Below are 13,069 nucleotides of genomic sequence, written 5' to 3'. Positions count from 1 at the left end.
GATTGGCCGGCAGCGTAGCGCAGCCGCCGGGCATGGTCACGTGTCCCCGACGGCCTGTATGCGCCCAGGCCGCCCTCGTCGCCACCCGCGAGGGGCGCCCTGCCATCCTCCGGGCTCATCGTCCTTGCGGTGTTGACATCGGTTCGTGCACGGGCCAATCTCCAACCGCAAGATGATCCGCGCTTTTCTGCTGCGACCAACGGGATACGAACGTTCCATGACGGAATCGGGAGCCCATCGGGTACGGCGTCGCCGTGCAACCGCCGCATGCCGTGACCTGCCGGTCGCCTTGCACGCCGATCGATCGGTCTGACGGAAGCCGGCGGTGCGGACGATCACCTCAGCGCGCGGGCAGGCCCGCCGGACGGTCGGGGCCTGGGCGACGGGGCTGCCGAACTTGGGCAGGACCCTGGTCCTCCTCCTCGTGGCGGCGACCGTCGCGAAGATCGCCGCCATCGCCATGGCGTCGCCGGTCATCGGCTATGCGAACAACTGGGACTTCGTCCGTACGTCCAGCTGCCTCGGGCTGTGGCAGGACTATGGGGCGCCCGTTCCCGCCCATCCCTCGGCGCCGGTCGACCGGCTGGTCCTGAACGGATGGCTGAACCCGCCCTTGTGCGTGCCGTCGATCGACATCGTGTTTCCCTACCTCGCGGCGTCCTTCCACGAGGTGGGCGACGTCATCCGGTTCTGGGAGATCTCGCTGGCCCGGATGGTGCTGATCGGCGCCGTGCTCGTCGTGATCCTGAAGGCGTCGCCCCGTACGCACCATCGCCTGGTCGCCGCATCCCTGTTCGCCCTCGCGCTGGGGGACATCGCCTATCTCGGCTATCTGAACACGCTGTACGCCGAGTTTTCCGTGCTGATCGGGCTTTTGATGTGCGTGTTCATGGCCTGGCTGTTCGTCACCGCCGACGAACGGCCCTCGGCCGTCGCGTTCTGGGGGGCCGTCGCGGGAATCGTCTGGCTCGGCCTCGCGAAACCCCAGTACTCCCCCCTGGCTCCGGTGTTCGCCCTCCTGCTGGCGGTGGTGTGCCTGGCGCGGTGGCGCTCCCCTGGGCGGGCCCTTGTGCTCGTGCTGGCCGGCATCGGTGCCGCCGCCGCGCTCCAGGCGCTCCATTCCCGTGACGACGGGCTGCAGCGGGGGATCGTCGCGGCGAACACGACCAACACGATCCTCGGCGCGGTGCTGCCCGAGGCGACCGAGCCCGGCGAGGCCGTCGCCCTCCTCGGCCTGCCGGCGTCCTGCGTCGGGGCGATCGGCGTGACCTGGTACACGCCGGGAGTCCAGGATGCGCATCCCTGTCCGGAGGTGCTCGGCCTCAGCCGGCTCGACCTGATCGCGCTGTTCGTCCGCCAGCCGCGAACCTTCTTCGGCCCCCTGGCGCGGGCGGTGGACGGCGCCCGGCCGATCCGGCTGGACCATGTCGGGCTGTTCGAGGAGCCGCGGACGGCGAAGCGCTTCCGCTACAGGGCCACCGTCGCCACCTCCCTGTCGACCGTCCTGGACGCGCTCCCCGCCGCCGTCTTCCGGTGGCTCGTCTGCGCTTCGGTCGGCTTCGGCGGTGCGGCGTGCGCGCTTCTTGCGGTGCGCCGCCGCTTCGGGCCGGGGCGGTCGCAGGACGGGCTCGTCCTCGCCGGGCTGGGGGGAGCGCTGGTCGTCTACGCCCTCCTGTCCTCGGTGTTCGGCGACGGCCTCTACGAAGTGAACAAGCACGCCTTCGCCTTGTGCTTCGGCATCGGCGTGCAGGGGCTGGCGATCCTCGTCCTGGGAGCCGCCTGGTCCGGAGCGTGGCGCGCGCGGCCGCGCGGGGAGACCACGGCCCCGGCGATCCCGTAGCGGGAGGCGCCGCCGTCGGGCGGCGCCTCCCGCTCCAGATTCGACTGTTTAGAGCAAGTTTCACGCTTTTGGCCGATCGGCCGAAAGCGATCTTGCTCTACGCCCGCGCCTGGTCCGCGGCGGCCATGCGGCCGTCCCGCGCCCGCATGATCAGCCACACCGCGGTGATGCCGGCCAGCTTGGAGGCCAGCGCCACCGTCCACACCTCGGGCGACCAGATGCCGATCATGCCGAAGAACAGGGCGGTGTCCACCGGCACCGACAGGGCCGAGCTGATCCACAGCCGGTCGCGCAGCGGCCGGCGGGTGACGGTGAAGACCGCCCAGTCGATGAGCTCCGAGGCGGCGAAGGCGGTGACGCTGGCGGTCGCCACATACGGGTCGGCCAGCGCGTAGGAGGCCACGCAGGCGGCCAGCATCGCCGCCAGCGACCAATGGCCGTAGCGCACCTGCACCATGTCGCGCAGGACGAAGATGAGACCGGCCCAGCAGGACCACAGCATGTCGAGATGAGGGGCGGCGCTGAACGCGACGTTGATCGCGACGACGCTGCCGATGTAGGCGGCAAGCCAAAGCATGTCCAAGATCCTCGTTGCCACCCGCCTGAACGCGGGCGCGACCGATGAAACGAACGGGGCGGACCCGCATGATCGCGGGGGCCCCGGCGGCACCCTGCTCCCCGGATGGGGAGAGGGGATGGTTACGACCGCTTCCAGCTGGTGCCCTGGGGGCCGTCCTCCAGCACGATCCCCTGGTCGGCGAGGTCCCGGCGCAGCCGGTCGGCGGTCGCGAAGTCCTTCGCCTTGCGGGCCGCCCGGCGCTCCTCGATCATCCGCTCGACGTCGGCGTCCGACAGGGTCGCCGCCCCCTTGGGGGCCCAGCGGAACCATGCCTCCGGCTCCTGCTCGAGCAGCCCCATCAGCCGCCCGGCGGCGAGCAGGGCGCCCTTGGCCGCCGCCTTGGCGCCCAGCGTCTCCGCCTTGTGGACGGCCGACGCCAGCTCGTGCAGGTGGGCGACGGCGAGCGGGGTGTTGAGGTCGTCCTCCAGCGCGGCGAGCACGTCGAAGGGCAGCTCCGCCTCGGCCGGCAGCGGGTCGCCGCGCAGGGCCTGGTACCAGCGGTCGAGGGTCGCCTTGGCCTGGCGCAGCCCGTCGCGGGTGAAGTCCAGGGGCTGGCGGTAGTGGGCCGACAGCAGGGTCAGGCGGATGGCCTCGCCGGGATGCTCGTCCAGCAGCTCGTGGACGGTGAAGAAGTTGCCCAGCGACTTGGACATCTTCTCGCCTTCCACGGTGACGAAGCCGTTGTGCACCCAGTAGCGGGCCAGCGGCGCGCCGGCGTGGGCACAGCGGCTCTGGGCGATCTCGTTCTCGTGGTGCGGGAAGATCAGGTCGAGGCCGCCGCCGTGGATGTCGAAGGTGGCGCCGAGGTGGCGTTCCGACATGGCGGAGCACTCGATGTGCCAGCCCGGTCGGCCGCGGCCCCACGGGCTGTCCCAGCCGGGAACGTCGTCGGCGCTGGGCTTCCACAGCACGAAGTCCTGCGGGTCGCGCTTGTAGGGCGCGACGTCGACCCGGGCGCCGGCGATCAGCTCGTCGACGCTGCGCCGGGAGAGCTGGCCGTACTCCGGCATCGACGGCACCGAGAACAGCACGTGGCCTTGCGCGGCGTAGGCGTGGCCGGTGTCGATCAGCCGGGCGATCATCGCGATCATCTCGCCGACGTGGTGCGTGGCCCGCGGCTCGACGTCCGGACGCAGCGCGTTCAGGGCGTCCATGTCCGCGTGGTAGAGGCGGGCCGTGCGCTCGGTCAGCGCGTCGATGGACTCCCCCGACTCCCGGGACCGGTCGATGATCTTGTCGTCGACGTCCGTGATGTTGCGCACGTACGTGACCGTCGCGTACAGGCGCCGGAGCACGCGGTAGAGCACGTCGAACACGACCACCGGACGGGCGTTGCCGATGTGCGCCGTGTCGTACACCGTGGGGCCGCAGACGTACATGCCGACCGTGTCGGGGGTCAGCGGCTCGAACCGCTCCTTGCGGCGGGTCAAGGTGTTGTAGAGGTCGAGGGGCATCGGTGCGGCTCCATTCCGGCGGGGCCCGTCTTGCGGTCGCGGCGGTCAGAGGCGTAGCAGGTTCGGCGGCCGCGGTCCACGGTTGCCGGCGCGGCGTCAGCCGCCCATCTGGTCCGGCGCGAAGGCCGGGTCCTCCAGCCGGTGCAGCCGTCCGGCGGCGGTCAGCGCGGCGCGCAGCAGCAGGGTCTTGCGCCGCGCCGCGGCGAGGCGGGCGGCGGGGGCGTCGCGCAGCAGCGCCGCGCCGAAGGCGTCGGCCACGAACAGGCCGCAGTCCTCGGGCAGCAGCCCCGTCGGGAAGTCCTCGTCCACGGCGAAGTAGAAGGCGTCGCACCATTCGCGGTACTCGGGCCATTTCTGGTCGGAGCGGAAATCGGCGACGCCGCTCTTCACCTCGACGATCAGCACGGTGCCGGCCTCGTCCACCGCCAGAACGTCGGCGCGCCGGCCCGTCGTCAGGCGGAATTCCGTCAGGGTGGCGAAGCCCCGCTGCGCCAGCGCGCGGCGCACGCCGCGGGTGATGGCGGCGGCTCCCGCCATCGCGGCCGGCGTCGGGGAAACGGGTTCGGACATGCCGGCAAAGATGGCGCGGCGGGGGGCGCGGCGCCAGGGGAAAAGGCACGCCCTCTCAGCGGCCGAAGGCGGCCGGAGGCGGCGGGAAGACGCGCGGCAGGCTGCTCAGGGGAGGGAACAGGAGGACCGCCGTGGTCCCGGCGCCGGGATCCCGGTCGAGCTCCAGACGGCCGCCGTGCAGCTCGGCCAGCCGCCGCACCAGGACGAGGCCGGGGCCGCTGTCCTGGTCGGCGCCCGCCTGCAGCCCGCCGGTGTCGGCGACCATGATGCAGACGCCGCCGTCCGGCGAGCGGGCCGCCGATACGGCGACGCGCCCGCCGGCCGGCGTGTGCTCCACCGCACGGTTGAGCAGATGGCCGACCATCTGCCGCACCGCCGTGCCGTCGCCCAGCAGCAGCGGCAGGTCGCCGGCCGTGTCGGTCTCCAGCCGCACGCCGCGCGCTTCCGCCGCGTCCCGCTGCGCCTGCACCGCCGTGGCGATGGCGGCCGAGGTGTCCACCGGCTCCTCCGCGAGGCGCAGGCGCCCGGTCTCGACGCGGGTCAGCGCCAGCAGATCGTCGATGAGTTCCAGGAGGTGGGCGCCGCTGTCCTGGATGTCCTGGGCGTATTCGCGGTAGCGCCGGTGCCCGAGCGGGCCCAGCGTCTCGCCCACCAGGATGCGGGTGACGCCGAGCATGGCGTGGAGGGGGGTGCGCAGGGCGTCGCCCACCTGGCCCAGGAAGGCGATGCGGCCGCGGGCGGTCTGCTCCGCCTCCTGCCGGGCGGTCCGGGCGGTGGCGGCGCGCAGGCGCCGTTCCGATCGCTTCAGGGCGGTGACGTCGGTGTGGACGCAGACCGTGCCGCCGTCGGGGAGCCGCCGTTCGCTGGCCTGCAGCCAGCGCCCGTCGGCGGTGCGGACGGTGAGGGGCGCGCCGGGCGCGCGGTGGCGGGCGAGGCGCCGGAGCACCCAGGCCTCCCGCGCCGGGCCGGGCGGCGGTGTGGCGGCGGAACGGTCGGCGAAGAGGCGCAGCAGCTCCTCGAATCCCCGGCCCGCATCGAGGCGGTCGGCGATCTCCGGAAAGAACTCCCGGGTGCGGGCGTTGGCGTAGACCAGCCGGTCGGCTGCGTCGAACACGGCGAAGCTCTCGCCGCTGAGCTCGAGCGCCGCAAGGAGCGTGTCGGTCGCCGGCGGCCGGTCGTGGTCTGCGGGCAAGGTCATGCGCCCATGGTCGCGGTCCGCCGGTGAAAAATCGGTGAAGACGTCAGCCTGGCCGTGGCGTTCGGGGACAAGGGACCGCGGGACGGGGGCGGAGCCGCCGGGACGGCGACGGCCCGGCAAGCGGGCGCAGCGGCGCGCCGCAACCTCCGGTTCGCCGGACGCCCGGTCGACGGCCGACTCGGACGAACGCCAGGGTTGAAGGAACGCGGGGAATCCGTAAGGGTTGCAGGGAGAGGGCGCGGGAGGCGACGGGAGGAGGCCGGAACAGGTGCAGGCCGGAGACGGACGCGGCAGGGCTGGTGGCGGGGCGGGGGAGGGCGACGCCGGCGACGGACCGGCGATGCTGGTGTTCGGCCCGGACGGCCTGCTGAACGCATGGAACGCCGCGGCGGCGGCGCTGCCGGCGCTGGCCGGCGGCCTGCGCACCGGGGTCGATCGGGGGGCTCTCTCTGGCCGCCTGGCCGACCGCGAGGTGGTGGACCAGCGGCTGACCGACGGCAGCACCGTCTGCCTGGTCGGCGGCCGCGGCGGCCTGACCCCGGAACGGGGCAGCCGCCTGTTCGCGGCGGCCAGCCACGATCTCCGCCAGCCGCTGGCGGCCCTCTCGCTGCTGGTCGGGGCGATGGACGGCCGGGTCGGCGATCCGGCGGCGCGCGAGGTGCTCAAGGCCATGGGCAGCGCCGTGCAGTCCATGAAGAGCATGGTCGACGGCCATTTCGACCTGGCCCGGCTGGAAGCCGGCCTGATCGAGCCGGAGCCGGCGCCGATCGCCGTCAACGGCATCCTCACCCGGCTCGCCCTGGAGTTCGCGCCGCGCTTCGAGGGGCGGCGCCTGCGCTTCACGGTGATGCCGTGCTCGGCCATGATCGAAAGCGACGCGGCCCTGCTCGAGCGCATCCTCCAGGCGCTGCTGTCCAACACCCTGCGCCACATGGGCCGGGGGCGGGTGCTGCTGGGCTGCCGCCGCCGCGGCGACGGGCTCCTGGTCGGCGTGTGGGACAGCGGCCGCGGCCTGCCGCCCGAAGAGCTGCAGGCCCTGCGCGAGGCCATGGAGCATCCCTCCCTGGGCGGCTCCGCCGGCCGGGTGCTCGGCCTCGGGCTGACCCTGGCGGGCCGGTTGGCCCGCCGGCTCGGCCTGCGCCCGGTGGTCGAGTCGGCTCCGGCGCGCGGCTCGCTGTTCGGCGTCGTCGTGCCGCGCGCCGCCGAAGGGTCCGAGGAGGCGGCCGCCCCCATCGTGCCCGAGGAGCCGCCCGCCGCCGACGTCAGCCGGGCACGGGTGCTGGTGATCGAGGACGACCGCATGGTCCTCGACGCGCTGGGCGTTCTGCTCAGCCAGTGGGGCTGCGCGGTCATCGGCGCCGATTCCTACGACGCGGCGATGGCCCGCCTCGGCCCCGATCCCGTCCCGCCCGACCTCGTCGTCGCCGACCTGCGCCTGAAGGGGGCGGCCAACGGGATCGTCGCCATCCGGCAGATCGCCAAGGCGCTGAACGCCGCCGTTCCCGGCCTCGTGCTGACCGGCGACACCGACCCGACGCGGCTGCGCGAGGCACGGCTGTCGGGTTATCCCATCCTGCACAAGCCGGTGGCGCCGCTGGCGCTGCGGGCGGTGCTGGGCAAGCTGCTGGGACGCGACCGTCTCGCCCCATGATGACCGCCCGGCCAAGCAAAGACCGCCGCATGTTCGTATGACGACAAATAAATTCTCGGAAGGTGGGGTGCTCGTGGAAAACACTCAGCAATGCCCGCATTTTGGACAGATCTTCGGCCGGCTCGGCGGATGTGCCGTTTTCGTTCGCGGCTGTGGCGGAAATCTGCTAAGGATGACGACATTTTCCGAGTGAATTGTTCCGGAGGGCGGACCGGACCATGCGTTTCGCTGGACCTCGCGGGGGCACTCGATCCTTGGCCGTTCCAGGGCTGGTGGGGGCCGGTGTCTCCCTGTCGCTCGTCCTCTTCGTCTTCCTGCAGCTTCAGGCCCGGGACGCGACGCGCGGGCTGCTGGAACGCGCCGCCATCCAGTACGAGCAGGCGCTGCAGGAGCGCATCGACAACAAGATCTTCCTGCTGACCGCCCTGCGTGGCCTGTTCGCGCGCACCGCCATGGTGTCCGACGAGGCGTTCGCCGCCGCCGTGGAGCCGATGCTGCCGCTCTACACCAGTTTGACCGCGGTGGGCTGGGTGCTCCGGGTCACGCCCGGCGACGAGGCCCGGCTGGAGCGCGAGGCCCGGATGGAGGGCGTCGACGGCTTCGCGGTGCATGGGCCCGCCGGCGCGGCGGGCGACGTCGATCCCCCCGGCGGCGACCGTTTCGTGCTGTTCCATCAGCAGCCGGCCTACGCCGACCGGTCGGCGCTCGGCCTCGACCTCGGCCGCTTGCCCGGCCACGCCGAGGCGCTGCGGCGGGCCTGTGCCGGAGACCGGATCACCGCGGCGATGGCCGGGCCGGAGCGGCTGCGGCTGTTCCTGCCGGTCTACCGCGCGTCGCCCGTGCCGGCCGCGGCCGAGGCGCGGTGCGCCGCGGTGTCGGGCTATCTCACCGCCGAGGTGGCGGTCGACCGGATGATGGCGGTGGTCGTCGCCTCGCTGCCGCCGCCGCGTCCCGACGTGCTGCTGCTCGACACGACGGGCGACGGCCGGCCGATGGTGCTGGCCGCCAGCGACCCGGCGCTGGCGGCCGCCGACACCGTGGCGGCGGCGGCGGTGGTCCGCCCGCTGCCGCTGGGTGGCCGGCGCTGGGCGGTGGCGGTCCCCTTCCCGCCAGGAGCGCCCGTTCCCGGCGATCCGGCCGCCTGGGGCGCCCTCGGCATCGGCCTGCTGCTGACCGCGCTGCTGGCGGTCCACCTCCACCGCGAGGGCCGGGCGCGCGACATGCTGCAGGCCGAGGCGCGCGCCCGGTCGGCCATGGCGCGCATGCTGCGCGAGAGCGAGGAGCGGTTCCGGCTGGCCCTGCGCTACTCCCATGTGTCCGTGTTCAGCCAGGACCGCGAATTGCGCTACGTCTGGGTCTACAACCCCCAGACCCCGCTGCCCGCCGAGCGCTTCATCGGCCGGCGCCACGCCGACCTCTTCACGCCCGCCGACGCCGCCCGGCTCGACGCCATCAAGCGGCGGGTGATGGACTCCGGACTGGGCGACCGCCAGGAGGTGGCGCTGACGGTGGGGGACCGCCAAGTCGTCATCGACCTGGTCGTCGAGCCGCTGCACGACGACGACGGCGCCGTGGTCGGCGTCATCTGCGCCTCCATCGACATCACCGAGAGCACGCGGATCAAGCGCGCCCTGGCGGAGGCCCACGCCGAGGCGGAGCGGGCGAACCGCGCCAAGAGCCGCTTCCTCGCCGCCGCCAGCCACGACCTGCGCCAGCCCTTCCAGGCCATGAGCCTGTTCCATCACATCCTGATGGCGCGGCTGACCGACGACGGCCAGAAGGAGATCGCCGGCAAGCTGGGCGAGGCGCTGGCGGCCGGCAACGCCCTGCTGACGGCGCTGCTCGACACCTCCGCCCTGGAGGTCGGCAACGTCACGCCGCGCGTCGTCGAGTTCCCGTTCCGCACCATCGCCGAACGCCTGGCCACCGAGGTGTCCGACCAGGCGGCCGAGAAGGGGCTGCGCTTCCGCATGGTGGCGACCGCCGCGGTGATCCGCAGCGACCCCGTCCTCCTGGAGCGGGTGGTGCGCAACCTGCTGGTCAACGCCCTGCGCTACACCCGCCAGGGCGGCATCCTGCTGGGCTGCCGCGTGCGCGGCGGCCGGCTCCGGGTGGAGGTGTGGGACACCGGCCCGGGCATCCCCGACGACCAGATGGAACGCATCTTCGAGGATTTCTACCGCGGCAAGGCCGACCGGGCCGACGGCGGGCGCGGCCTCGGCCTCGGCCTGTCGATCGTCCGCCGCACCGCCGACATCCTCGACCATCCCGTCGACGTCCGTTCCCGCGTCGGGCGCGGCACCGTTTTCTCCGTCTCGGTGCCGCTCGTCGACTCGGGCCGCTCCGGCGGACCGGCGACGCCCGCCTGTCCGGCCGGCAGCGTCGCCCGGCCGGCGTCGACGGTGGCACCCTGAGCAGGTTTGCCCAGGCCGGGCCACAGATGCCCCGGCCTGGGCAAACCTGCGGACTCTATGGTTTTGCAGGTTTTCCGAGCCCGCCCAAAGGTGGGCGGAGTTCGGAAAACCTGCTTAGACCGGGCGGCGGCGTCGAATTGCCGCGGCACGCCGCCGGACCGCCGCTGTTGCAGCGGGTGGGCGCAGGGTCCGTCGCCTCGGCGGTGCCGTGCGGCGTCGGCAGGGCAAGTGTACGCACCGTTGTTGCGGTGCGAGGGAATTGACCTGAATCAATACCTTTTTAGTCAATGACCTGTAAGGACTTCCCGTCCCACCCCGCGTCATCCCGGTGCGACTTGACGCTCCGAGCGCATGGCCAGTAAACCTAGTCATGGAGAGCCGGCAGTCACGATTTGTGTGCAAGGCGATTTGCCTGGCCCCGGATCGAGTCTTGGAGCGCGCGGTGCACAAGGGGGGCGGACGCGGGTGCCGGCCGGCGCTGTCACACCGGAGTCACCGTGGCGGAGTATGAAGCCCGGGAGACGGACGCCGGCGGCATCGACGGCAACGCCTCCCGCCGACCCCGGCGGGAGGCCAACAACGACAACGCGCCGGAGGCGCCCGCCGGGCGGGGCCGACGGACGGGAGGATTCGGCCAGGACCACCCCGCGCCGCATCCCTAGGAGCACGGACGCCATGGACATCGCCATCGAGGCCGGCAAGGCCGGGCCCGCCGGAATGATTGAGAACCTTACCTTCGACGAGATCGAGATCGGCCGGTCGGCGAGCCTGTCGCGCCGTCTCACCATGTCCGACATCGAGCTGTTCGCCACCGTGTCGGGCGACATCAATCCCGCGCACCTCGACGAGGAGTACGCGGCCGACAGCCTGTTCCACAAGGTGATCGGCCACGGGATGTGGTCGGGCGCGCTGATCTCGGCGGTGCTGGGTACCCTGCTGCCCGGCCCGGGCACCATCTATCTCGGGCAGGACCTGCGGTTCCGCCGGCCGGTCGGCGTCGGCGACATCATCACCGCCACGGTGACCGCCAAGGAGAAGCGCGCGGACAAGAACGTGGTGGTCTTCGACTGCCAGTGCCTCAACCAGGAGGGCAAGGAGGTCGTCACCGGCACGGCCGAGGTGATCGCCCCCACCCGCAAGGTGCGCCGCGCCGCCCACGAGCTGCCGCAGGTGCAGTTCCTGCGCCACGACAAGCACGAGCTGCTGCTGAAGAAGTGCGAGGCCCTGCCGCCGGTGCCCACCGCGGTGGTGCATCCCTGCGACGAAAGCTCGCTGCGGGGCGCGGTCGAGGCGGCGGAAGCGGGCCTGATCGCCCCGGTGCTGGTCGGGCCGGAGGCGAAGATCCGTGCCCAGGCCGAGGTCTTCGGGCTCGACCTGCGCACCTACCGCATCGTCGACGTCCCGCATTCCCACGCCGCGGCCGAGGCCGGCGTGGCGCTGGCCCGGTCCGGCGAGGCCGAGGCGGTGATGAAGGGCTCGCTGCACACCGACGAACTGATGAGCGAGGTCGTGCGCAAGGACACCGGGCTGCGCACCGGCCGGCGCCTGTCCCACGTCTTCGTCATGAACGTGGCGACCTATCCGCGGGCCCTGCTGATCACCGACGCCGCGATCAACATCTACCCGAGCCTCGAGGACAAGGTCCACATCGTCCAGAACGCCATCGACCTGGCCAAGGTGCTGGGCGTCGAGACGCCCAAGGTCGCCATCCTCTCGGCGGTCGAGACGATCAATCCCAAGATCGCCTCGACCCTGGAGGCGGCGGCGCTCTGCAAGATGGCCGACCGCGGCCAGATCAAGGGCGGCATCCTCGACGGCCCGCTCGCCTTCGACAACGCCATCTCGGCCGAGGCCGCGCGCACCAAGGGCATCGTCTCCGAGGTGCCGGGCCAGGCCGACATCCTGCTGGTGCCCGACCTGGAGGCCGGCAACATGCTGGCCAAGCAGCTCTCCTTCCTGGCCAACGCCGACGCCGCCGGGATCGTCCTGGGCGCCCGCGTGCCGATCATCCTGACCAGCCGCGCCGACAACGTCCGCACCCGCCTGGCGTCCTGCGCCCTGGCCTCGCTGATCGCCGCGGCGCGGCGGCGCGGCGCCGCGGCGGCGGAGTAGTCGGCATGCAGATGTCGACGGATCACGCCATCCTGGTGATCAACGCCGGCTCCTCCAGCCTCAAGTTCTCGGTGTTCCGCGGCAGCGGCGACGATCTGACGGCGGCGATCACCGGCCAGATCTTCGGGATCGGCACCCAACCGCGGTTCGAGGCCAGGGACGCGGCCAAGCGTCCGCTGGCCGACCGGGCCTGGGTGCCGGGCGAGGCGGCCGACCGCACGGCGCTCCTGTCCTTCCTGCTGGAATGGATCGAGGACCACCTCGACGGTGCTCGGCTGCTGGCCGCCGGGCACCGGGTGGTGCACGGCGGCGCGGCGTACGCCGCGCCGATCCTGCTGGACGACGCGGTGATGGCGGAGCTGGAACGGCTGGTGCCGCTGGCGCCGCTGCACCAGCCGCACAATTTGGCCGCCATCCGGGCGCTGGCGCAGGGGTATCCCGACCTGCCCCAGGTGGCCTGCTTCGACACCGCCTTCCACCGCAGCCAGCCATGGCAGGCGCAGACCTTCGCCCTGCCGCGGGCGATGACCGAGTCCGGCATCCGCCGCTACGGCTTCCACGGCCTGTCCTACGAGTACATCGCCCGGCGCCTGCCGCAGGTGGCGCCCGAACTGGCCGACGCCCGCGTCGTCGTCTGCCATCTCGGCAGCGGCGCCAGCATGTGCGCCATCCGCGCCGGCAGCAGCGTCGACAGCACCATGGGCTTCACCGCCGTCGACGGGCTGCCCATGGGCACGCGCACCGGCGCCCTCGATCCCGGCGTGCTGGTCTATCTCATGCGCGAGAAGGGGATGGACGCCGACGCCCTGGAGCAGCTCCTCTATTACCGGTCGGGGCTGCTCGGCGTGTCCGGCATCTCCAACGACATGCGGGTGCTGCTGGAATCCGCGGATCCGCACGCGGCCGAGGCGGTGGAGCTGTTCTGCTTCCGCGTCGCCAAGGAGACGGGGGCGCTGGCCGCGTCGATGGGCGGCATCGACGCGCTGGTGTTCACCGCCGGCATCGGCGAGCGCTCGGCGCCGGTGCGGGCCCGCGTCGGCGAGAAGCTGGCCTGGCTCGGAGTCGCCATCGACGAGGCCGCCAACGCGGCCAACGGGCCGAGGATCAGCAGCGGGCGAAGCCGGCTGCCGGTGTGGGTGATCCCCACCGACGAGGAGCGGATGATCGCGCTCCACACCCTGAAGGCGATGACGGCGGGCTGAGGGGACCGG

General features: G+C 72.6%; 9 protein-coding genes. 5 read left to right on the top strand and 4 right to left on the bottom strand.

What is annotated here, in order from left to right; translation table 11 throughout:
- The first annotated feature begins 325 nt into the window (after positions 1-325).
- The gene (locus tag ACSBPG_RS12410; RefSeq protein ID WP_435537481.1) at positions 326-1,840 is read left to right on the top strand and encodes a hypothetical protein; all 1,515 of its coding nucleotides are present in this window, start codon (positions 326-328) and stop codon (positions 1,838-1,840) included.
- Between the two features lie 97 nt (positions 1,841-1,937).
- Here the strand turns inward: ACSBPG_RS12410 and ACSBPG_RS12405 are convergent, their stop codons facing one another.
- The 4 genes from ACSBPG_RS12405 to ACSBPG_RS12390 all read right to left on the bottom strand — a co-directional run bounded on the left by ACSBPG_RS12405 (position 1,938) and on the right by ACSBPG_RS12390 (position 5,681).
- Complete coding sequence (locus ACSBPG_RS12405) at positions 1,938-2,417, bottom strand: preQ0 transporter (protein ID WP_435537480.1); 480 nt, start codon at positions 2,415-2,417, stop codon at positions 1,938-1,940.
- Between the two features lie 122 nt (positions 2,418-2,539).
- Positions 2,540-3,913, bottom strand: coding sequence for a cysteine--tRNA ligase (gene cysS, locus ACSBPG_RS12400; RefSeq protein ID WP_435537479.1), 1,374 nt, complete (start codon positions 3,911-3,913; stop codon positions 2,540-2,542).
- A gap of 96 nt (positions 3,914-4,009) precedes the next feature.
- Positions 4,010-4,450, bottom strand: coding sequence for an MmcB family DNA repair protein (locus tag ACSBPG_RS12395; RefSeq protein ID WP_435537478.1), 441 nt, complete (start codon positions 4,448-4,450; stop codon positions 4,010-4,012).
- Between the two features lie 88 nt (positions 4,451-4,538).
- A complete protein-coding gene (locus ACSBPG_RS12390; RefSeq protein WP_435537477.1) occupies positions 4,539-5,681 on the bottom strand; it encodes a PAS-domain containing protein in 1,143 nt (380 codons plus the stop codon).
- A 268-nt stretch (positions 5,682-5,949) separates the two neighbouring features.
- Between ACSBPG_RS12390 and ACSBPG_RS12385 the strand changes: the two genes are divergently transcribed.
- The 4 genes from ACSBPG_RS12385 (at position 5,950) to ACSBPG_RS12370 (ending at position 13,060) form a co-directional block, all read left to right on the top strand.
- Complete coding sequence (locus ACSBPG_RS12385) at positions 5,950-7,332, top strand: hybrid sensor histidine kinase/response regulator (RefSeq protein ID WP_435537476.1); 1,383 nt, start codon at positions 5,950-5,952, stop codon at positions 7,330-7,332.
- A 254-nt stretch (positions 7,333-7,586) separates the two neighbouring features.
- Positions 7,587-9,746 (top strand): ATP-binding protein, encoded by a 2,160-nt coding sequence (locus ACSBPG_RS12380; protein WP_435537475.1) that lies wholly within the window; start codon positions 7,587-7,589, stop codon positions 9,744-9,746.
- A gap of 717 nt (positions 9,747-10,463) precedes the next feature.
- Positions 10,464-11,858 carry a bifunctional enoyl-CoA hydratase/phosphate acetyltransferase gene (locus tag ACSBPG_RS12375; RefSeq protein ID WP_435537652.1) on the top strand — a complete coding sequence of 465 codons (1,395 nt, stop codon included), beginning with the start codon at positions 10,464-10,466 and terminating at the stop codon, positions 11,856-11,858.
- A gap of 5 nt (positions 11,859-11,863) precedes the next feature.
- Positions 11,864-13,060 carry an acetate/propionate family kinase gene (locus tag ACSBPG_RS12370; RefSeq protein WP_435537474.1) on the top strand — a complete coding sequence of 399 codons (1,197 nt, stop codon included), beginning with the start codon at positions 11,864-11,866 and terminating at the stop codon, positions 13,058-13,060.
- The last annotated feature ends 9 nt before the right edge of the window (positions 13,061-13,069 follow it).

This window comes from Azospirillum sp. ST 5-10 (genome assembly GCF_051225715.1).
GTDB lineage: Bacteria > Pseudomonadota > Alphaproteobacteria > Azospirillales > Azospirillaceae > Azospirillum.
This window is presented reverse-complemented; position numbering and strand designations above follow the sequence as displayed.